The sequence below is a fragment of the Candidatus Acidiferrales bacterium genome (genome assembly GCA_036514995.1).
Lineage (GTDB): Bacteria > Acidobacteriota > Terriglobia > Acidiferrales > DATBWB01 > DATBWB01.
The window spans coordinates 1-19,686 of record DATBWB010000101.1 but is presented as its reverse complement, the minus strand read 5'-3'; the positions used below and the strand labels follow the sequence as shown (position 1 = coordinate 19,686).

At 59.6% G+C, this 19,686-nt stretch carries 21 protein-coding genes; 7 read left to right on the top strand and 14 right to left on the bottom strand.

The features are described 5' to 3' along the window. Positions 1-66 precede the first annotated feature (66 nt). From gmd to VIH17_07255, 7 genes are all read right to left on the bottom strand, one after another. Positions 67-1,131 (bottom strand): GDP-mannose 4,6-dehydratase, encoded by a 1,065-nt coding sequence (gmd, locus tag VIH17_07285; protein HEY4683038.1) that lies wholly within the window; start codon positions 1,129-1,131, stop codon positions 67-69. Between the two features lie 109 nt (positions 1,132-1,240). Beyond that, positions 1,241-1,876, bottom strand: a complete 636-nt coding sequence (locus VIH17_07280; protein HEY4683037.1) for a transaldolase family protein — start codon at positions 1,874-1,876, stop codon at positions 1,241-1,243. After that, positions 1,818-2,528 carry an HAD family hydrolase gene (locus tag VIH17_07275; GenBank protein ID HEY4683036.1) on the bottom strand — a complete coding sequence of 237 codons (711 nt, stop codon included), beginning with the start codon at positions 2,526-2,528 and terminating at the stop codon, positions 1,818-1,820. The genes VIH17_07280 and VIH17_07275 overlap by 59 nt, the downstream gene beginning before the upstream one ends. Beyond that, complete coding sequence (locus tag VIH17_07270; protein HEY4683035.1) at positions 2,495-3,130, bottom strand: SIS domain-containing protein; 636 nt, start codon at positions 3,128-3,130, stop codon at positions 2,495-2,497. The genes VIH17_07275 and VIH17_07270 overlap by 34 nt, the downstream gene beginning before the upstream one ends. Before the next feature lie 43 nt (positions 3,131-3,173). After that, positions 3,174-4,157: a hypothetical protein gene (locus VIH17_07265; GenBank protein HEY4683034.1), complete on the bottom strand. Its 984-nt coding sequence runs from the start codon at positions 4,155-4,157 to the stop codon at positions 3,174-3,176. A 93-nt stretch (positions 4,158-4,250) separates the two neighbouring features. Continuing rightward, positions 4,251-6,563, bottom strand: coding sequence for a polysaccharide biosynthesis tyrosine autokinase (locus tag VIH17_07260; GenBank protein ID HEY4683033.1), 2,313 nt, complete (start codon positions 6,561-6,563; stop codon positions 4,251-4,253). 33 nt (positions 6,564-6,596) lie between these two features. Next, the gene (locus VIH17_07255) at positions 6,597-7,769 is read right to left on the bottom strand and encodes a polysaccharide biosynthesis/export family protein (protein HEY4683032.1); all 1,173 of its coding nucleotides are present in this window, start codon (positions 7,767-7,769) and stop codon (positions 6,597-6,599) included. 761 nt (positions 7,770-8,530) lie between these two features. Between VIH17_07255 and VIH17_07250 the strand changes: the two genes are divergently transcribed. From VIH17_07250 to VIH17_07235, 4 genes are all read left to right on the top strand, one after another. Then, positions 8,531-9,226 carry a FecR domain-containing protein gene (locus tag VIH17_07250; protein HEY4683031.1) on the top strand — a complete coding sequence of 232 codons (696 nt, stop codon included), beginning with the start codon at positions 8,531-8,533 and terminating at the stop codon, positions 9,224-9,226. 278 nt (positions 9,227-9,504) lie between these two features. After that, positions 9,505-10,122, top strand: a complete 618-nt coding sequence (locus tag VIH17_07245) for an SIS domain-containing protein (protein ID HEY4683030.1) — start codon at positions 9,505-9,507, stop codon at positions 10,120-10,122. Positions 10,123-10,184: 62 nt separating this feature from the next. Then, positions 10,185-11,573, top strand: a complete 1,389-nt coding sequence (locus tag VIH17_07240) for a nucleotide sugar dehydrogenase (protein HEY4683029.1) — start codon at positions 10,185-10,187, stop codon at positions 11,571-11,573. Between the two features lie 78 nt (positions 11,574-11,651). Further along, complete coding sequence (locus VIH17_07235; protein ID HEY4683028.1) at positions 11,652-12,353, top strand: glycerophosphodiester phosphodiesterase; 702 nt, start codon at positions 11,652-11,654, stop codon at positions 12,351-12,353. On the opposite strand, the gene VIH17_07230 is transcribed toward VIH17_07235, so the two are convergent. The 3 genes from VIH17_07230 to VIH17_07220 all read right to left on the bottom strand — a co-directional run bounded on the left by VIH17_07230 (position 12,344) and on the right by VIH17_07220 (position 15,029). Continuing rightward, on the bottom strand, positions 12,344-13,228 hold the full coding sequence (locus tag VIH17_07230; GenBank protein HEY4683027.1) for a DUF3108 domain-containing protein: 885 nt from the start codon (positions 13,226-13,228) through the stop codon (positions 12,344-12,346). The two genes, VIH17_07235 and VIH17_07230, sit on opposite strands and share 10 nt — an antisense overlap. A gap of 280 nt (positions 13,229-13,508) precedes the next feature. Continuing rightward, on the bottom strand, positions 13,509-13,904 hold the full coding sequence (locus tag VIH17_07225; protein ID HEY4683026.1) for a hypothetical protein: 396 nt from the start codon (positions 13,902-13,904) through the stop codon (positions 13,509-13,511). 429 nt (positions 13,905-14,333) lie between these two features. After that, complete coding sequence (locus tag VIH17_07220; GenBank protein ID HEY4683025.1) at positions 14,334-15,029, bottom strand: HAD-IA family hydrolase; 696 nt, start codon at positions 15,027-15,029, stop codon at positions 14,334-14,336. Between the two features lie 138 nt (positions 15,030-15,167). On the opposite strand from VIH17_07220, the gene VIH17_07215 reads away from it, so the two are divergent. From VIH17_07215 to VIH17_07205, 3 genes are all read left to right on the top strand, one after another. Then, positions 15,168-16,526, top strand: a complete 1,359-nt coding sequence (locus VIH17_07215; GenBank protein ID HEY4683024.1) for a DUF1015 domain-containing protein — start codon at positions 15,168-15,170, stop codon at positions 16,524-16,526. Between the two features lie 148 nt (positions 16,527-16,674). Further along, a complete protein-coding gene (locus VIH17_07210) occupies positions 16,675-17,370 on the top strand; it encodes a ferritin-like domain-containing protein (GenBank protein HEY4683023.1) in 696 nt (231 codons plus the stop codon). A gap of 40 nt (positions 17,371-17,410) precedes the next feature. Next, positions 17,411-17,578 carry a hypothetical protein gene (locus VIH17_07205; protein HEY4683022.1) on the top strand — a complete coding sequence of 56 codons (168 nt, stop codon included), beginning with the start codon at positions 17,411-17,413 and terminating at the stop codon, positions 17,576-17,578. A 59-nt stretch (positions 17,579-17,637) separates the two neighbouring features. Here the strand turns inward: VIH17_07205 and VIH17_07200 are convergent, their stop codons facing one another. From VIH17_07200 to VIH17_07185, 4 genes are all read right to left on the bottom strand, one after another. Beyond that, positions 17,638-17,967 carry a PilZ domain-containing protein gene (locus VIH17_07200; GenBank protein ID HEY4683021.1) on the bottom strand — a complete coding sequence of 110 codons (330 nt, stop codon included), beginning with the start codon at positions 17,965-17,967 and terminating at the stop codon, positions 17,638-17,640. A 263-nt stretch (positions 17,968-18,230) separates the two neighbouring features. Continuing rightward, positions 18,231-18,677 (bottom strand): hypothetical protein, encoded by a 447-nt coding sequence (locus tag VIH17_07195; GenBank protein ID HEY4683020.1) that lies wholly within the window; start codon positions 18,675-18,677, stop codon positions 18,231-18,233. Positions 18,678-18,902: 225 nt separating this feature from the next. Further along, complete coding sequence (locus VIH17_07190; GenBank protein ID HEY4683019.1) at positions 18,903-19,244, bottom strand: STAS domain-containing protein; 342 nt, start codon at positions 19,242-19,244, stop codon at positions 18,903-18,905. Between the two features lie 224 nt (positions 19,245-19,468). After that, positions 19,469-19,686 (bottom strand): hypothetical protein (locus tag VIH17_07185; protein ID HEY4683018.1); only part of this gene is annotated, 218 nt, incomplete at its 5' end.

Genomic DNA, 19,686 nt, shown 5'->3' with positions numbered 1-19,686 from the left:
CGACCCTCTTGTCGGCAAAGAAGCTTGTCATGGGCTCCCCTGGAGACAACCGCGATGGGAGCAGACTCACTCTGACGCCCGCGCTGACAATTGGCGTTCGAGCCGGCCGTTGAGCTGGTCGCCCAGCAACTTGATGTCAGCATCGACCATCAGCCGCACCAACTCCTGAAATCTCACTTTGGGTTCCCAGCCCAGCCGGCGTCGAGCTTTGCTGGCGTCACCTTGCAAAATATCCAATTCGGCCGGGCGCAAATAGCGGGGATCTATTTCGACATATTTCTTCCAATCGAGCCCTGCGTAAGCGAAGGCACACCCCACGAATTCCCGTACGGAGTGGGTTTCTCCCGTGGCAATGACATAATCACCCGCTTCCGGCTGTTGCAGCATCATCCAGATGGCTTCCACATATTCGGGGGCATAGCCCCAGTCTCGTTTCGCATCCAAACTTCCCAGATAAAGCTTGTCTTGCAGTCCGGCAAGAATGCGTGCTACGGCGCGCGTGATTTTGCGGCTGACGAACGTTTCCCCGCGGCGGGGGGACTCGTGGTTAAAGAGAATCCCGTTCGAAGCAAAGAGGCCATAGCTTTCTCGATAATTGACCGTCATCCAGTAGGAATAGAGTTTTGCGCACGCGTAGGGACTCCGCGGGAGAAAGGGTGTAGATTCGCTCTGCGGAACCTGACGAGCATTACCAAACATTTCGCTGCTGGCCGCGTTATAAAACTTTGCCTTGGTTCCTGTCTCCCGCATCGCCTCCAACAACCGCGTCGTCCCCAGCGCGGTTATGTCCCCGGTGTACTCGGGGATATCAAAGCTCACGCGAACGTGGCTTTGAGCCCCGAGGTGATAAATCTCGTCAGGCCGCAGCCGGTAGAGCAGCTTGATGAGGCTGGTCGAATCGCCAAGGTCGGCAAAGTGCAGGAACAGGCGAGCGTCGCGCTCGTGCCAGTCGGGAAGAATATTGTCAATGCGGGTCGTGTTGAAGCTGCTCGAACGGCGTTTCATGCCGTGAACCTCGTACCCTTTGGCAAGCAATAATTCGGCCAGGTAGGAGCCGTCCTGTCCGGTGATTCCTGTAATCAACGCCCTTTTCACGAGATGCCCGACCTCCTCACCAACCGACCGTTCCATCCCCCACCCGGCCTCAAGCTAGCGCCTTTGCGCCGCAACCCCCGACCCCAATCGCTTGTTCGCCGCAGCCGATGGAGCGCGGCCGTCCGTCCGGAATGACTGGCGGGATCTAACGGCCAGCGATCGCGAACTTCTCCTTTTCGATAGCCGCCAGAGCCTTGGCTGCGTCTTCGACGAAACCGCGGACCGTATCGCGGCTGTATTTGTGGTCCACCATCTTGGCCAGGAAAGGCGGCGGGATGGTCACCACGTGGGCGCCGGCCAGGGCGGCGTTCTGCACATCCATGACGCCACGCATGCTGCCGGCAATAATTTTCGCTTTCATCCGCCAGGCGTCGAGCCAGCGCCGCACCGCCGCCACCGTCGGGTAAGGGTCATTGCCTTCATCGGCGATGCGGCCGCAAAACAAGCTCACGTAGGTGGCGCCGGCCTTGGCCGCCAGCATGGCCTGGTTGAAGGAAAGCATCGCGGTGGTATTGATGCGGATGCCCTGCGAGGCAAGTTGATGGATCACTCCCAGGCACGATTCGCCGTGTTGGTTGATAATCGGGATCTTCACGACAATATTGGGCGCCAGCGCCGCAAACCCCTGCCCCTGCACGACCATCTCTTCCCGGTTGTCCGTTGTCACCTCAACACTGAGCGGCGCCCCATTGAGCAACGCACAGAGGCGGCGGACGCCCGGCTCAATTTCGTAAACCTTGTCTTTGAAGAGAATGGAAGGGTTGGTGGTGACGCCATCCACCACCCCCTGGGCGACCCACTTTTGAATCTCCTTCGCGTCTGCGGAATCGAGAAAAATCTCCATCGCCACCCTCCAGAGCTTGAATTTGGCGACTCGCTTCCCAGAGATCCTGGCAAATGAAATGGGGCCGTACGCCTTGCCGTTCCATGAGGCGACAGACATCGCACTTCCAACTGCCAAGGTAGATGGTTCGGCAGCCGGCTCGCTGGCCTGCCTGGACATCGCTCGCGCTGTCTCCCACCATGTAGGAACGTTCGAGATCAATCCCGAAATCGGTTGCCGCCTGCAGCAGGAGTCCTGGCTGGGGTTTGCGGCAAGCACACCGTAGCCGATAGCGTTTCAAAGCTGCGCCGGGATGGTGCAGGCAGTAGAGCGCGGCATCGAGGCGAGCGCCCTGGCGAGCGAGAGAGCGCTTCATTTTTCGATCCATGGCGGCGAGCGTTCGGGCCGAGAAGTGGCGCTTGGCGATTCCCGGCTGATTGGAAACCACAATGACTTTGAACTGGAGCCGGTTGAGCCGCTGGATGGCTTCGCCCACCCGGGGGCGAAGATGAAATTGCTCGACCGTGAAGGGCGAATCAACCAATCCGATCTCCGGGTAATAGACGACGTCGTTAATCACGCCGTCGCGGTCAAGGAAGACTGCTCGCATACTGCCGCCTGTATCTTTTCCTTCAAGCAGAAGGTGATCAAATGCTCGAGCACCAGGTGGAACGATTCGACGTGAGGAGTGGAAGGAAACGGCACCACCAGGCAAACATCGGCGATGGCCTTCATCGCCCCGCCGTCAAAACCGCTCAAACCAATGGTGGTGCCGCCAAACTCTTCCTTGGCAACCAGCATCGCCTTCAAAAGATTTTGCGACCACCGGTCGGCCTTGTCGCGGCCGCTGCCACCATGCACGCTGATGCCGATGAGCACGTCGCCCTGCCGCATCAGGTTGCGCAGTTGCTCGGCAAAGAGGTTGTCGAAGCCGTTGTCATTGATCCAGGCCGTCATGAGGGGAATGTTGTCGGTGAGGCTGATGGCGCGGAGGCGCTTCTGTCCCTCCACAATCGTCACCTTGGAGAGATCGCAAGCAAAGTGAGTGGCGGTAGAAGCCGAGCCGCCGTTTCCCATGAGGAATACGCCCCGGTCGCTTCGCCAGGCATCAAAGAGCACTTCGATGGCGCGATCGATCTCCTCGCGAGAAAGCCGCTCGATGATCGTCTGCATCTCACCGAGGTAGCGGTTGATGTAAGCGGTGTTTGACATGGCATTGCGTCCCCGGGGCACGGCGCCGGCGGCCGAAGCGCCCTCAGAAATTCACCAAGACCTTCGAGCCATCCTTTTCAATGCGGAAGCGCATTTCCTGTAGGCCTTCCTGTTCCATGACGCTGCGCAATCGTTGCTTTCCGCCGTTACAGTAGAACATCAAGAACCCGCCCCCGCCTGCCCCCATCAACTTCCCGCCCAGCGCCCCGTTGGCGCGAGCGATTTCGTACCAGCGATCAATGCGGTTCTCTGAGACCTTTGGTGAAAGTCCTCGCTTGACCTGCCAATGGGCGTCGAGCAGCCGGCCGAACTCGTCCAGATCCCCGGCCAAAAAGCAACGTTGCACTTCTCGGCCAATCTCCTTGATGCGATGAAGCCTCTCGATTTGTTGGTTTCTTTCTTTGCCGGAAGCGTCACGTTGTTCGCCGAGGACTTCCGAGGCATTGCGCCGGATGCCGGTATAGAAAAGCAGGGTGTTGCTTTCAAACTGCTCGCGGGCATCCGGGCTAAGCCGCAGGGGCAGGGCGGAAACGGTTCCGTCGCGAGCAATTTCCAGACAGGTGACTCCGCCGAGCGCCGCCAGATATTGATCCTGTTTGCCGATGGGTTCGGCCAAGGTGTCCATTTCGATCTGGCAAGCCTCCTGGGCCAGTTGTTGCGCGGAGACATACTCTCCCCCGTAGGCATGCAAGGCATTCAGCAGGCCGACGGTAAAGCTGCTGGAGGTGCCGAGCCCGGTATTGGCCGGAACATCGGCCAGGGAAACGATTTCAATCGGGTCCTGAACCTTGAGCAACTTGAGCGCCTCGCGGACCAGCGGGTGCTGGATTTGCTCGACGGCATCGACAATCTCCGTCTTCGAATAGCTCACCCGTATGCTGGGCTCAAAGCGGCGTTTCACGATGACGTAGACATATTTGTCAATCGCCGTCGCCAGCAGAAAGCCGCCATGTTCGTTGGCATACCACGGCAGGTCTGTTCCCCCGCCGCCGAGCGGCAACCGAACTGAGGTCCTGGTAACAATCATGGGGTGTCTCCGTCCTGCACTGCCTTGTGCGGGGCTCGGCGTATTTTCTTCCTCGGGTCTCGACCGGAAGGGCGATGCTGCCCGGCTTACCCTTCAGTGTGAACCCTGCGCCGCGCTACGCGCTTCTTCTTCGGGCGAAGCCTCGGCGTAGCTCGAGTAGTAGTTGTAGTAACTCCGCTCGTAGTAGTAGCTGTCCTGTGTCACATCCACGTTGTTCAGCACGACGCCAAGGACGTTCCCGCCCGCTTCCGCCAGCAAGGCATGAGCCCGCCGCACCAGCTCGCGCGGGGTCTTTCCGCCTTCGACGACAAGCACCACGCGTTCGACAATCCGCGCCAGGATGCGGGCGTCGGCCACGTTGAGCACCGGCGGCGAGTCCAGAATCACCACGTCATAGGTCTTGGCCGCCTGGCCGACCAAATCGTCCATGCGCGGTGCGCTCAAGAGTTCAGAGGGATTCGGCGGCACCGGCCCGCAAACCACCACGTCCACATTGGGCACGTAACTGTGCTGGATCACGTCCGCAGAGGGGAGGAGCCCGGTCAGGTGGGTGACCAAGCCCTGGCGGCTGTCGAGTTGGAAAATGCGGTGCAGTCGCGGCTTGCGCAGATCGCTGTCAATCACCAGGACACGACTTCCCAACTGCGCCAGCGCGATGGCCAGGTTGGCCGCCGTGGTGGTCTTGCCTTCTCCCGGGCTGGCGCTGGTGACGAGCAAGGTCCGCGGGGCATGCTCGGCCGCCGAGAGCAAAATCGAGGTGCGCAGACTGCGATAGGCTTCTTGCAAAGCGGTGGGGCTGGTCTCGTGGGAAATAATTTCGGAAGCTCGTACTCCGGCAGCGAGCTTTCTGCGGCGCGAACCATAGCCGTAGAGGCGGCGGTGGCCGTCGAGGCTGGTGACCGAGGGAATCATGCCCAGCCAGGGCGCGCGCAGGTAGCGCTCAATGTCATCCGGACTCTTGAGGGTATTGTCGAGATACTCTTGCAAGAAGGCAGCGCTGGCGCCGAGGCCCAGCCCAAAGGCCAGCCCGAGCGCGAGGTTCAGCAAGATCATCGGCCGCACCGGCTTGCGAGGAATTTCCGCCGGGTCCACCACCCGGATGTTGCTGGCCTTCAAGCCGGCCGACACGCCGGCCTCTTTCAGTCGCTGCAACAATCCCTCGTAGAGCTGTTTGTTGGTGTCCACCTCACGCTTCAGGATGTTGTACTGGATGGTCTTCTCAGCAATTTGCTCCGCCTCGCGCTTCTGGCGTTCAAAAGCAACCCGCAGCATTTCTTCCCGGCGCACTGCGGCCAGATAGTCGTTGGTGAGCTTCTGCGCGCCGCGGTTTCGCTCTTCGGCCAGCACCCGCTCGACCTCGTCGATCTGCCTTTGCAACTGCACCACCTGCGGGTAGTTGGTCGAGAAGGTGGAAGTGAGTTGAGAGTATTGGCGTTTCAGTTCCGCCAGACGAAGAGTAAGGTCCTGCATCAACTTGCTGTCGAACACCCCCGGCAGCGATCCCGGGTCGCCCTCCTGGACAAGCCGATAGACGGATTCCTTCTGGATGCGCTCGGCTTCAGCCTCGGATAGTTCCGCCTGCAGCAATTTCAGGCGCTCGTCAACGATCTTCCGCCGCTGCCCTGATTCGTCCTCGAGAAAAACGATGGCGTTGTGGCGAGCATAGCTTTGGAGTTCGTCGTCGGACTTTTCCAGCCGAATCTTGAGCGCGGTGAGCTCCTGAGAAAGCCACTCCGAGGCTTTTTGGGTGGCCTCCCAGCGGGCTTCCAGGTTCTGGTTGATGAAAGAGCCAGCCAAGGCGTTCACGGTTTGTGCCGCCAACGCCGGGTCAGCCGAGTCAAAGCTCACCTTGACCAGCCGGCTGCGTCGCACCGGCTCCACGCCCAAGCGCTTGAGAAAGTTTCGCAAGACGACTTGATATGTTTTCGCCGAATGTTTTTCCTCCAATCGCTCCTGAGCGCGCACCTCGACCGGGGCCGTTTTCCAGGGCCACCAGGAGCGGGGCAGAAATTCCGGTTGCCGGTCGAGGCCCAGCTCGTCAATGACCCGCAACGCCAGGCTGTGGCTCTGCAAAATCTTGTACTGGGTTTCCAGGTATTCATCGGAGTCCGAGCTGAACTGGAAAATCTCCTTGAAGCTAAAAATCTGCGGGTTTTCCTTGTCAATCTGCAGGGTCGCCTGAGCGCGGTAGATCGGCGTCTGTCGGACGGTGCCGACGAGCACCACCACAAAGAGCACCACAAAGATACTGAGCACGGTCCACCGGCGCTTGCGCAAGATGCGCCAGTAGTCCAACAGATGAGGCGCCTCGCCGGGTTCGGGAGGAAAGCTGCCGGGCCAATTCCATTCCGGCCGGGCCGGTTCCAGCGGGCCGGGAACAATCCGTTCGATCTGATTCGATGCCATGGATCTCCTCTACTTCGATCCGATGCGCCGGCGCTAGCGTCGCCAGATGATCAGTCCGGTCACAATTTGTAGGGCGCTCTCCATGCCGCGGTAGGCGGCGGTCTTTCCTGTGCTGCTCGGCACAAATACGATGTCTTTCGGCTGCAGGACAGGGTCGGGCGACCTGCCGCGGAGCAGTTGGGCAAGGTTGAGAGGCAATTCACGCCGCTGGCCGTCCGCACCGGTGCGAATAATGCGCGCCCGGGTTTGGGCGGCGGTACGATTCATGCCTTCCGCCAGTGCGATTGCCTGCAGCACGGTGATGCTTTCATTGTTCTTCAGCTTGAACCCGCCGGGCTTTTTCACGTCGCCCACCACATAGACGATCCCGGCCTGGCTCACCTTGACAATGTCTCCCGGAAAGATGGGCACGTTCAGCGCCTCATCGGCGCTGTAGAGCAACTGACGCAAATCCACGGAGAGGACTCTTGTTTCCTGCAAGCCGCCGGGGAGGCCATTCAGATCTCCGGGGGGTGCGTCTGGGGTTTCGGCCGGCGGTGGCGCTCCACGAAGGCTTTCCCGGCGGGCCACCAGCACGGTGTCGCCGGCATCCTCGGCGAGCCCGGAGGCGAGCGAGAGCACCTCAATTAATGTCTTGCTTCCGTGAAGCTGATAGACGCCGGATTTCTGCACCGCTCCGATGACGGAAACTCCGTGACTGCGCATCTCGCGCACGGAAACGCTGGCGTGCGGGTCGTGCATGTACCCTCTCTGGCGGAGCAATTCTTCAACGACGAGTTCGAACTCTCGCGGCGTCAAGCCGGACGCATGGACAGGACCGAGCAGAGGCAGAGTGAGCCTGCCGGTCGGCGAGATACGCGCTACGGCGCCCAATTCGGGCGCCTCGAACACCGCTACCTCAATCAAGTCCTCCGGGCCCAGGCGATAGTCCAGCGGGCCGATGGTTGCCGGGGGTGGGGCGGAATGTTGTTCGATCCGCCGATTGAGTTCTTCGACGGTCAAGGGATTTTGCGGTGACTGGCCGGGGGCCTGCGCCGCACCAGGCGGGTACGGGGCTTGCGCTGATAAACTCACCTGCAGGGCGAGAGTGACTATCAAAGTTAGGCTTGTTTTGACCTTCATGCGGCTCTCTTTTCGCCAGCCGATGTCTTCACGGGAGACAGCCGCGGCGTTTCCGTCCTTGGCCGTATCGGCTCGGGCTCCCATCAAGCCCGGAACATCGCTAGCAAAGGCTATTCTGTAGAAGGGGAATTAATCGAATCGGGGAGTTTCCGCCGATTCTGAGGAAGGGGTAAGTGTCACGCCAGAAGGCAGAGGGTTCCTCTGGCTTGCCTCAGTTCATGTCCGTTGTACAACCGCTCGGCCATCCTCCACCAGACGTCCTCTCAGGGCTTCCCGCTCAACGTGAACCATCCCGGTCCTGCGGGCGTCGCTCGACTGCCGACCCGCCATCCTCGCCAAATGGCGTTTGAGAGACGCAACAAGCCTGAATTGCGCACCACGTTTTTCCGCCGGAAAGAGCAGGTTAGTTGAGTGTGGGAATAAACGGAAAAGCTGAGCCCGGCCCATCAAAACCTTTCCCGAATTAAATTGGGACTCAGCCTTCCAAGACTGAATGACCAGCATCCTAAATTGGCTTCGCTGCCTTGTCAAGGGTAAAGTTTCAGAAGAGAACGCCGCGGGCAACAAATTGGCCGAACTGAGCTTTGCCCTTTGCCCGGCCCGCGGCCCTCGGCAACTCCTTTCGGGCTACGGCCTACAGGAGTTACCGAACCACGAAAACCCAAACCGAAACACAAATACATTCCGCCCCCGGATCACCCTTTGAGGAGGACATTTCTACTTGGCAAAAAAGCGGACATTTCTACTTTGCGTTGAAAGTTCTTTTTTCTCCCTTGACAACCGTGGACATTTTTCTATAGCATCCGTGACTGCGTGGCTCCCCTTCGCTGCGCAAGGAGGGGAGCATGAAGCTTCCGGAAATTTTTCGGCAAACGCTCGCGATTGCGCTGTGCTGGTTTCTTCTCACCATTCCTGTTTCCATTGCTCAAGCCGAGACGAAAGCGATTGGCATGGTCCAGTTTCAGGGCAACGTGTTGATCAACGGCGCCAGTTCGCCATCCAACGCGACTCTGTTCTCGGGCGATACCATTTCTGTTCCGGCCGGCGCGCCGGCGCTGCTCACCACCGGCGATGGCGCCCGGATTGAACTGCGACCCAACTCGGAAGCCTCGTTTGTCGCCGGGGCAACCGGGACAGAGGTGCTGCTCAAGCAGGGCGCTGTCCGCGTCCAGACGGCACAACCCGGCCAGGCGGCTGTTTTGATAGAAGGCCTGCTTGCCCGCAGCTCCGAGAAAGCGGCAACGTTGTTTGAGGTGGTGCGGCAAGACAAAAAGGTTGACGTGACAGCCGGCCGGGGCAAAGTCGAAATCAGCGGGCTTGTCGGCGGGACGGTCACCGTGCCTGCCGGCAAGCGAGCCACGCTTGAGGCCCGGCCGGAGAGTGCGGGGCAAAGTCAACCGCCTGCGGCGGGAGTCGGTGGTAGCACTTATGCCGACATTCCCGCTTGGGGTTGGTGGCTCATCGCCCTCGGAATAGCTGGCGGGCTTACGGGCGGGATCTTGGCCGCGACGCTGGGTGACGAAAGTCCGTCTGGCCGATAGGCAGCCTCCCCTTCCCTGCCATCTCTCCTGTCGAAGACAACCGTTCGAGGCGTGCCGCGCTGTTGATGGCGCGGCTACAAGGGGAAGGCGGAGTGTCGCTATCCTGGTAGGCAGCGAGCCGCCAGACCTGTAGTGAGCGAAACGAACCTAATGGTTGCTTTTCCCCGCTTCCTTGCCGCTTGCTTGAACTCACCTTTTCTCGCTGGCAAAGCGCCCGGTTTTTGACTACCATGCGGTGGCGCGCGGCGACCATGCCATTCCCGCCAAGCAGATTTCATTTGGGAGCAAGGGTCCAGCGACGGGCTCAAACCATGGAGGAAGCCCGCCGGCAGATTCGGGCAGCTTGCGATACGCTGGCGCGCATCCCTCCCGGACTGCTCGAGCGTCTTGCCGAGATGGTAGAGCGAGCGGCCGCCGCGCTGGCTCGGGGACGGAAAATTCTTTTATTCGGCAACGGGGGCAGCGCCGCTGACGCGCAGCACATTGCCGGTGAACTCGTCCATCGTTTGAAGCGGCGTCGGCGGGCATTGCCGGCGATGGCGCTGACCGGGAATCTCGCGGCGATTACGGCGATTGCCAATGACGATTCGTTTGCCGATATCTTTGCCCGTCAGCTCGAGGCATGGGCCGAGCCCGGCGACATCGTGATCGGCATTTCGACGAGCGGCCGTTCGGAAAACGTCCTCCGGGGGCTGCGCCGGGCGCGTGCCCGTGGCGCCTTCACGATCGGGTGGACAGGGGAAAAAGGAAGCCGGCTCGGCCGCTCGGCCGATTTGCTTCTGGAATTCCCTGCGCGCGATACCCAGCGCATTCAAGAAGCCTATCTGGTTGTCGCCCACATCTTTTGTGACATATTGGAAGAGCGGGTCATGACCCGGCGACGCGCCAGGAGCTAGTGGTCTCTTTTCTTGCCGCCAATTCAAAAATCTGTTAGTTTCTGCATCCGGCTCCGGATAACATGAGCGAAACTGCCAAACACACTTCCTCGGCAGCACTTGAAGACCGTCTGATCGAAGCGATCGAAGCGAAAACCGCCCGCATCGGCGTGATTGGTTTGGGCTATGTTGGTTTGCCGTTGGTCATGAACTTCGCTGGCGCGGGTTTTGCTGTCTCCGGGTTTGACGTGGACGAAGAGAAGGTCCGCCGGCTCAACGCCGGAGAAAGCTATATCAAACACATTCCGGCGGATGGGATTCGTTCGATGCTCAACGCGAACCGCTTCCGAGCCACCAGTGACTTTTCCCGGCTCGGCGAGATGGACGCCATCATCATCTGCGTGCCCACGCCTCTTGACGAGCGGCGCGAGCCGGACCTCTCTTTTGTCGAAAATACGGCGAGGACGATCGGGCAGCACCTGCAGCGCGGCCAACTCATCGCGTTGGAATCGACGACCTACCCCGGGACGACCGAGGAGTTGGTCTTGCCGATCCTGGAACAGGGTGGGCTGCGTTGTCCGATGGTTGAGCGCGACGGCCCGCAAGCGGTGGCGAGTGATTTTTTTCTCGCCTTTTCGCCCGAGCGAGAAGATCCGGGTAACAAAACCTTCAGCCTCCCCAAGATCCCAAAGGTCGTTGGCGGCATCAATCCTCCGAGCAGGCGAGTTGCCGAAAAGCTTTACGGAATGATCGTCGGGCGGGTCGTCCCGGTCTCGTCCACCCGGGCCGCTGAAATGACCAAGTTGCTTGAGAATATCTATCGCTGCGTGAACATCGCGCTGGTAAACGAGCTGAAGCTGCTCTGTCAACGCATGAAGATTGACATCTGGGAAGTGATCGATGCGAGCGCGACCAAGCCCTTTGGCTTTGCGCCCTTTTATCCCGGGCCCGGGCTGGGCGGCCACTGCATTCCCATCGACCCCTTCTACCTTTCCTGGAAAGCGCGCGAATTTGACTTTACCACCCGCTTTATCGATCTGGCTGGAGAAATCAACACGGCGATGCCCTATCATGTGGTGGAGGCGGTCTCGGTCGCTCTCAACGAGCGTCAAAAGAGCGTCAAGGGCTCGCGCATCCTCGTCTTCGGGATTGCTTACAAGAAAGATGTGGATGACCTGCGCGAATCGCCTGCCCTCAAAATCCTCCAGCTTCTGCGGGACCGGGGCGCGCATGTTGACTACCACGATCCCTACTTTGCCCGGCTGCACCGGATGCGACACTACGATTTTTCAAAGATGACCTCCGTGGCCGTTGACGGCAAGAATCTGGCCTCCTACGATTGCGTGGTGATCGCCACCGACCACTCGAACTACGACTACCAGCAGATGGTCAACGACGCCCAACTGGTGGTGGATTCGCGCAACGCGACTCGCTGGGTGCGAGAGAAGCGCGAGAAGATTGTCCTCTGCTGATCCATGCCCAAAATCCAGAGCCGCCTCTTCCCGGCTCGCATCTTTAAAACAATGGCGCGTTTGTGCCGGAAATAGTTTGTGCTCATCATTGCTCACCGCGGTGCCTCGACTCGCCTTCCGGAAAATACGATGGCGACCTTCCTGGAGGCCGTCAAAATGGGCGTGAAATGGATAGAACTGGATGTGAGACTAAGTCGCGACCAGCAATTGCTCGTCTATCACGATGCAGCCATTGGCGGGAGAGCTTTATGCGAGATGACCGCTGAAGAGGCCCTGGCCGCCGCGAGAAAGCGCAGGCTGGCGATGCCTCGGTTGCGCGATGTGATGGAAGTGCTGAGCCGGCTCGCCCCGATGGAATGGGGGCGAGCCGGCCTCTTTGTCGATTGCAAGGATGCGGGCACAGAGCGAGCGCTGGCAGACTTGCTCGTCGCGGAAAAATTTCGAGACCGCTGCGTGGTCATCTCTTTCGAGCGTGCCCTGGTGCGAAACTTGAAGAATCTCTTGCCGGGCGTTCGCACGGGGATCCTCTCGAGGCGCGAGCTTTCTCGCCCGCTTGAGGCGCTCCGGGAAACGCAAGCCGACATCTTTCTTCCCAGGCATCCTCTCGTCAGCGGCAAGCTGGTTCAGAAAATCCATGGGGCGGGCTATGGGCTTGTGACGTGGACGGTAAATCGAGCGGGCGAAATGCGCCGGCTGATCCGCCTCGGAGTCGATGGCATCATCACGGATCGTCCCGATCGTTTGCAGCAGGTGCAGGAGTCGTTCGGGTCTCAGGGGTGAACGCGCACCAGTTCGACGCGGATCACACCGAAGGGCAGATGAGCCTCGATTTTGAGGGGTAAGCGCCGTGTATCGCGCGAGAGCCAGGCGTTCAATTTGTGATCGCTCACTGGCTGGTTGTTGCGCCAAACTTCGAGCTCCGCCCGAAGGGCGGCGAACTTGCCGGCAGGCACGGTCACTGCCTCGGCGCGCGAGACAACCCGGACGCGGAGTTGCCGGCTCTGCTGGCCATCAAAAAAATCAAAGGTGGCCGCGTCCTTCTTCTCCCAGTCGGTGGCTCGAACCGCATAGATTAACGCGACCGTGTCATGCGAACCCGTTTTGACCGGCACAACCCCGCCGGCCACTTTCGCCTCACTCCGTTTCAGGTCAAATTCGACAATGTTTTTGCGCTCGGTTTTGCCTTCGCGCAGGTGCATCTCGTAGCGCAGCGAGGCCAGCGAAGAGGCTTCGGCATAGGAGTCAAAGCGATCCTGGAGCAAAAAGAGATAGGAAGCCGGGGGCACCGTTTCCGCCGTGGCCACAAAGTGAAAGGTCGAACCGCCTGCCGGCGGTGCCGACGCAACCTCCAGATTGCCTCTCCCGGCCGCTACCAGCGTGGCCCAACCCGCCGTGAACTCCAGCTTTTCTCCCGCAGCAAAGGGGTAATCGGCTGACCGCGATCGTGCGGCGAGGCCTGTTGGAAGGAGGGCGGATGCATTTTTCTCAACGGCAGGGTGCGCCGCCGGCGTCGAAAGGGGAGGTACCGCGCTTGGACTGCCGGTCGCCGGGCCGTTTTCGATGCGCGCGGATGACGAAGCTGGCGGGCTCAGCGATCGGACGGCCACGTAGCCGATCGCGCCCAGAACCACAACCACAATGCCTATTTTCGCCATCACTCGCATGGATTCCTCTGCTCCCATTCCCAATGGGCCCGGCCATTCATCCGGGTTTTTCGCCGTTGTTCGCCGCTTCTCGAGACCCAACGTTGCGAGGAGCGGCTTCTGCCGCCCCCACCCCGCAGAGTTGGAACAGTAAGAGATTACTGGAATTTGCATGGACGGAACAGGAAAAAGGTGCCTGCCGGTCTTTGACTTGTCCTCGAAAGAGCCAAAGTTTCCGCAAAAAAATGGCCCCGAAGGAATCGGGGCCAGGCATAAGCAAAGACAACGAGCCTTACATCACACCGCCGCTGATCGGGATGTCAACCCACTTGCCGCCTTTCTCATACTTGAACTTTTCGGGAACGATGGCGCCGCCCTTGAGCATGCCGGTGACTTCCACCTTGGAGCCGACAGCGTCGGCAAACTTGGGCGCCGGAGCGGCGACGAATGTCAATTTGTTATTCGCTGATAAAACGGCGACTGGAATCCCAGCCCTGGCGCACATGGTTCCGCAGTCGTCCATATCGCCGTGCTTGTTGCCGGTCGATCCTTTGGCGATATAACACTGGGTGTCCACGAGGGTACCGGTGATGGTGGCGCTCCCCATCTTCCCCTTCTCACCAGAATAGGCAGTTAGAGCCATCACCACGAGCAACACCAAAAGGCTTACAACTCGAGCGTACCTCATTGACTTTCCTCCTCCATGTTTAAAACTTTTTTCTCTTAAGACGCCGTCCAGCCGCACAAGAAGCGCTACGCCAACCCTTCGGCTCCTCCCGCTTCAGCGCGCTATTCTGAAATATCGGGTTAGGAGCCTTGTCCGGCCCCGCCCACGACGGGGCTACCCGGCTCTTCCAAGGCTCGGATGAACTCCCAATGGCCGCGCCCGCACTTATTTCGGCACTCGGGAAAGGTCTGGCCCTGCTGCAGAATGGCCGGAAACTTGCATACCGAGCACCAGTAGATGCCGGTCTGTGGAATCGCTTGTCCGGGCTTGAACATCGGTCACCCCATGCGGAGCCGATATTCTAGCTGCGCGCTCGGCCCCGGACAAGGATTCTCGTTTTTGAGGTTAAGCCGGAAGCCGGTGTGCGTCCGTTAGTTTCCTCACATTTCCCTAAGTTGGCGGCGTGGAAGGTTCTCGGAGAGGAAGGGAAGCAGCAGGCCTCAAGAGTTGCGCCAGCTCAAGCAGGCTATCTACCGTCACATCCGGCGGACAGTCCTTCAGCCGGTGACTGCCCAACCCGTAGCTCACCCCGCAAGCGCAGATGCCGGCATTGCGCGCCGTGAGGACGTCAATTTCAGAATCGCCCACCAGGATGGCTTGCTTCGGCTGGCATGCGAGTCGCTCCAAAATGGCAAAGACCCCGATCGGGTCAGGCTTCTTCTTTTCAAAGCTATTGCCGCCGAAGACGAAGCGGAAGTAATCGGCAATCCCAAGACCAAGCAAGATCTCCTGACTGAATCGCACCGGCTTGTTGGTGAGCACGGTCAAATGCAGTCCGTTGAATTGCGCCAGCGCTTCGCGCACGCCGGGGTACGTCACGGTGTGGTCGAGCATGTGTTGGCGATAGTAGGCCAAGAAGAAGGGAAGGGCTTTCTCGATTTGCTCCTCGCGCGCTTCCTGGCCCAGGGAACGCCGGATAAGCATGGGCGCGCCCTGGCCCACGTAGCCGAAAATCATTTCCGGCTCGAGCGGCGCGAGCCCCATCTGGCAGCGGGTAGCGTTGACCGCCAACGCCAGGTCCAGCTTGGAGTCAATCAGGGTTCCGTCCAGGTCGAAGATCAAAACCGAAATCTGTCTGAAGTCCATCTTCCCGGTCAGCTCTCCTCGTTGCCGGCGAAACAGTCATTCTAGCACACGGCGGCCTCACCTGTTTTTCCTTGCGCCTGCTTGAGTCGCTCGATAGTATGAAATTTTGCTGCTCCTGGCACCTTCACCGGAGCAACGATGGCTGACATTTTTCCTTTTCGCGCCTGGCGATATGATCCGCAGAAAGTGGGCAATCTCGAGCTGGTAATCACTCAACCTTATGACAAGATCACGCCGGCCATGCAAGAGCGCTATTACTCGCTCAGCCCTTTTAACCTGGCCCGCGTCATTCGCGGCAGGACGGAGCCGAGCGACGATGAGAAAAACAACGTTTACCGGCGCGCTGCCGCCTATTTTCGCGATTGGATGCAGCAGGGTGTCCTGCTTTCGGACCCGGCCCCGGCTCTCTATGCCTACGACCAGGAATATGAAGTCCCGGGCAGAAAAGAGCGGAAACGACGCCGCGGCTTTATTGCTCTGGGCCGAATCGAGAATTACAGCGCCGGCGTCGTGTTCCGCCACGAACAAACCCTGTTAGCCCCCAAGGTGGATCGCCTCGAGCTCTTGCGGCAAACCCGCGCCCACTTTGGCCAGATCTTCATGCTTTACTCCGACCCTTCGCGCCAGATCGAGCGAACCTTGGAAGCGGCTGCCCGTCAGGTATCCGCCTGGCGGGTGGTGGACGAATATGGTGTCACCCATTTGGTGTGGCCGCTTACCGATCCTCCGACGATCAGCAAAGTGGTTGGCCTGATGCGCGACAAGAAATTGATCATCGCCGACGGCCATCATCGCTACGAGACAGCGCTCAACTACCGCAACGAGTGCCGCGAGCGCGTCGGCCCGGCTGGAGGCGGGTTGGATTTCGAGGCGCCCCATGAGCGCGTCATGATGACTTTTGTCAACATGGACTCCGAGGGGCTCACCATCTTGCCCACTCACCGGCTCGTTTCGTCCCGCTCTGCGGGACCGCGCTTCGATTTCAAGACTTTCCGTGATGCCGCCGCCCCACTTTTCGATTGGTACTGCTATCCCACGGCTGCCGACCAGGCGCCGGACGGCTTGGTCCAGTTCCATCACGACATGGCCCGCAGCGGCGGTCAGCGGCCGGCGGTGGGGGTTGCCGTGACCGGTGATCCCTCGCTTTATCTCTTTCTCCTGAAGGAATCGGCTGATCTGGCGGCGCTTTTGCCGGATACCCCGGCACTCGAACGGCAGCTCGATGTGGTCATTCTCCACAAATTGTTGCTCGAACGCTGCCTGGGTCTGACGCCCGAATCCATCACCGCGGAACAAAACGTGAGTTACGTGCGAGAGTTCGATGCCGGTTGGGAGGCGGTGCAGAGCGGCGGCGCGCAGATGTGCTTTTTTCTGAACCCGGTGCGCATCGAGCAGGTACGCCGAATCGCCTTCAGCGGCGGCGTCCTGCCACAAAAATCCACCGACTTCTATCCCAAATTGCTTTCCGGATTGACCATCTATCGGCTGGATGGATAGCCGGCGCAACCCCTCTTTCCTCCTAAATAGTCGCACCCATCCTGCAAAGCGGCACAGATGCGCCACGCAGGAAAGTCACGCCTTTCCCCCCGGCCGATGTGCTTGACATGGGTACACGCGTAGCCTACGGTAATGGAATCGCGTCAAGTTGCTGGCTTGGGTCGTGATTGCTTCGCTTTCGGGGGGCGTGGTGGGGAGTAGAGCCTTTGTGCAGGAATTGGAAGCGTCCAACCAGGTTCTTCTGGCGAAGCTCGGAGACATCGGGGCGATTGCGGGCGAAGCGGTGCCACAGGCGGATGTAGTTCGTCTGCTGAAGATCGCCCTGGTGAATGAGATCAGTGTCAGCGAACTGGCAGCCGCCTGGATGCCGCCCACGGCTGAACTCGACGTCAAGATTGCCCTGGCTCAGCAGGCCGGCGATGAGGCCAGGCACTTCAAGCTCATAGAAAAGCGGCTGGAAGCCCTGGGTGTCTCGCTCGCTGAGTTTTCGCTGCCCGGCGAGAATCCCCTCTTCGGCTATTTGAAGAGCCTGCACACTACCGTTGAAAAAATTGCTGCCGGCCAGTTCACTCTGGAATCGATCGCCTTCCAGGTTAATCAAAATTTTATGAAATACTGCGAACTCTCTGGCGACTCGGAAACAGTGAAAATCTACCAACAGTTCATCCAGCCGGATGAGCTGTTTCATCATCAACTGGGTAAGACGTTGCTGGAAAAATACGCCACCACGACGGAAAGCCAGCAACGGGCGCGGGAAGCCGCCGCGAAAACCCTCGAGATTGCCGCCAGAGTGCGAAGCGCCGCCGCCAGGAGGATCGGCACGTCATGTTTCCCCGGGTGCTGAAGGCAGACCATCGGATGGGGTTGGTTCCTCGGAGTAGTCTATGAGCCCAGTGCTGCTTCTTTGCGGTTCTTGCGGGAAGCGGAAGTCCATGGAGGTCACCGCGGAGGAAATGACCGCTCTCAAGCACGAAGAACCGCTGAGCCGAAATTGCGAGGAATGCAAAGAAACGACGGAATGGTTTCTGGCCGAACGCCTTCTGAAGGACTAACGGGCTGGAATCAGGAAGTCCAATCCCGGTGGCGAAGCGAGAGGACAAGGGATCGGCAATCAGTCCGGCCCTCGCCGCAATTGCTTCTCGCGATCCGTCCTGACAGCTATGCCGAACTCGTCCAGGCCGTCGAACGGTTCCACGCGCACCACCCGGCCGAAAGATTGCACTCGCATGGGCACGCTCTTGGTAAGGGCAGTGGGCAGTGTCAGCATAACGTCCACCGGGGAACCGCAAGGAAGATGCCGGTCGAAATGGAAATAGATGCCATCCACGCTGACGTTGTCGGTTTCCGTGTTTCGTTCGCGGAGGATGCCATTTTCGTTGATCCAAAGGATTCGCAGCGGCAAACGCTGAGAAAATCGGCGAGCTCGTCTCCGTTCGCTCATGGCTGGGTTGCGCTCCCCGAGAGAATGAGAATCGTCGGAGGAGTAACGCGTACCTCCCGTGTTCCGCCAGTTTAAAAAAAGGCGAAGGGCAAACCAATAGGACTCGCTGCTCAATTCGAGGGACGAAAAAGCGGTACCGAAGTACTAAAGGTTCTAGCCGGGTGGCGGAAAAACCCGCCGGCAGTCCCGGCGGGAGGGACCGGCGCGGCACTCGGAGGCGTCAGCCCTCGGCTGCCGTACAGCTCGGCGAGCCTTCTACACTCCTATTTTTTCTCCATCTCTTTGACCAGTTCGCTGGCCGTGTAGGGTCCCGCGGCATACGTATCGGTGTGCGCGCCGATGAGCTGGCGAAATTCGAGCGAGGCGGCCATGGCGGTCGAAATTCCTTTCTTCTTCAAGAGCTCGTCTATCTTGGCGGCCCGTTCGGCTTCTTCTTTCTCCGAACCAAGGTGGGAAACGACGACAAAATCCCAATCGGCACCCTCCGTATGCATGAACCAGTGAGGGGTCATACCGCCGACTTCCTTTTCCACCCCTTCGCGCGCCGCCATCCACTTCACCAGATCCAGGTGTTTCCCCGGGGCGGCTTTGTAAATCGAAATCATCACCCGTCCCGGACCATGTTTCATCGGGGGTTGCTGCGAAACAGCGTTGGTTGCAAAAGCGAGCGCCAAAATCCCAAAGAACGCGAGCAAGATTCGCCAGTTCATTTCCACCCTCCTTGAGAGATAAGCTTTCGCGGTTTCAAGAAACCTACGCAACAAGATGTCGCAAGTCAAGTGGCGCTTGCCGCCACCCAAGGCCGAGCAGGGAAGAGCCCGGGATGGACCGACAGGCAAAGGCGACTGACGGGAGCAAGCCTGGCCGGGGCGGACGATCTCCGGCCATCGAGGAGGAACAAACCGTCAGAAGTTTTCCTGGCTCGCGATCTCTGGTCAGCTAAAACTCTTGATCGCGGCCACTTCGTCTTCGAAGACTTCAAAGACAGTCAACAGCTTGGTCACTTGGAGCAAATCGCGGATTTTTTTGGTAAGGTTGAGCATCTTCAGGAAGCCGCCGAGCGAGCGCGCGCTGGTAAAGGCGCTCACCAGGGTCCCCAGCCCGCCGCTGTCAATATGGGAAACTTGTTCGAGGTTTAAAAGAATTTTTCGCCGTCCCTGGCCGAGCAAGCCTTTGACGCGCTCGCGCAGGGCACTGCTCTCTTCGCCCAGCACGACCCGGCCCTCCAGATCGAGCACCAGCACGCCGTCCACTTCACGGTTGGTGATTCGTAGCACTGCCGACCTCCTCCGCGCATGCGTTCCTAGGAAGAATCAATCCCGGCACCGCTTGCTTCGGGAAACTTCGACCGCGCTTGTGCCGTACCAGCCCCATCAGAAGCAACACGATCGACACTGACCTTGAGCGGCGCAATCCATGCCCATGATTGGAGGCAGCGCCACTCGGTTGGAACGGCACCAGGAAGACCCCCGCTGCGGCGGGCGCAGCATGGCTTCGAAACTCATCTCGGCTGGTTGCGCCGGTTCCCGAAGCAGCGCATCGAGGGCCGCGCCAAAGGAAGCAAACCGTTCCGCTCGCTCGCCTCGAGCACGGGTTTGATCCGGCGCGCTATCACTTCCGGCGACATCATCGGTCTTCGGTTCACAAAGTGGTCCACCGCAGCGGGTTCGAGGGGGCTCAGACAAAATCCGAACACGACAAAAAATAGCTGCACCGGGG

Excerpts from the sequence above, each read along its gene's own strand:
- VIH17_07265 (HEY4683034.1), bottom strand. The coding sequence starts at position 4,157 with ATGATTGTTACCAGGACCTCAGTTCGGTTGCCGCTCGGCGGCGGGGGA.
- VIH17_07270 (HEY4683035.1), bottom strand. The coding sequence starts at position 3,130 with ATGTCAAACACCGCTTACATCAACCGCTACCTCGGTGAGATGCAGACG.
- VIH17_07240 (HEY4683029.1), top strand. The coding sequence starts at position 10,185 with ATGAGCGAAACTGCCAAACACACTTCCTCGGCAGCACTTGAAGACCGT.
- VIH17_07230 (HEY4683027.1), bottom strand. The coding sequence starts at position 13,228 with ATGGCGAAAATAGGCATTGTGGTTGTGGTTCTGGGCGCGATCGGCTAC.
- VIH17_07200 (HEY4683021.1), bottom strand. The coding sequence starts at position 17,967 with ATGAGCGAACGGAGACGAGCTCGCCGATTTTCTCAGCGTTTGCCGCTG.
- VIH17_07260 (HEY4683033.1), bottom strand. The coding sequence starts at position 6,563 with ATGGCATCGAATCAGATCGAACGGATTGTTCCCGGCCCGCTGGAACCG.
- gmd (HEY4683038.1), bottom strand. The coding sequence starts at position 1,131 with ATGGAACGGTCGGTTGGTGAGGAGGTCGGGCATCTCGTGAAAAGGGCG.
- VIH17_07225 (HEY4683026.1), bottom strand. The coding sequence starts at position 13,904 with ATGAGGTACGCTCGAGTTGTAAGCCTTTTGGTGTTGCTCGTGGTGATG.
- VIH17_07220 (HEY4683025.1), bottom strand. The coding sequence starts at position 15,029 with ATGGACTTCAGACAGATTTCGGTTTTGATCTTCGACCTGGACGGAACC.
- VIH17_07195 (HEY4683020.1), bottom strand. The coding sequence starts at position 18,677 with ATGAACTGGCGAATCTTGCTCGCGTTCTTTGGGATTTTGGCGCTCGCT.
- VIH17_07215 (HEY4683024.1), top strand. The coding sequence starts at position 15,168 with ATGGCTGACATTTTTCCTTTTCGCGCCTGGCGATATGATCCGCAGAAA.
- VIH17_07205 (HEY4683022.1), top strand. The coding sequence starts at position 17,411 with ATGAGCCCAGTGCTGCTTCTTTGCGGTTCTTGCGGGAAGCGGAAGTCC.
- VIH17_07255 (HEY4683032.1), bottom strand. The coding sequence starts at position 7,769 with ATGGGAGCCCGAGCCGATACGGCCAAGGACGGAAACGCCGCGGCTGTC.
- VIH17_07250 (HEY4683031.1), top strand. The coding sequence starts at position 8,531 with ATGAAGCTTCCGGAAATTTTTCGGCAAACGCTCGCGATTGCGCTGTGC.
- VIH17_07275 (HEY4683036.1), bottom strand. The coding sequence starts at position 2,528 with ATGCGAGCAGTCTTCCTTGACCGCGACGGCGTGATTAACGACGTCGTC.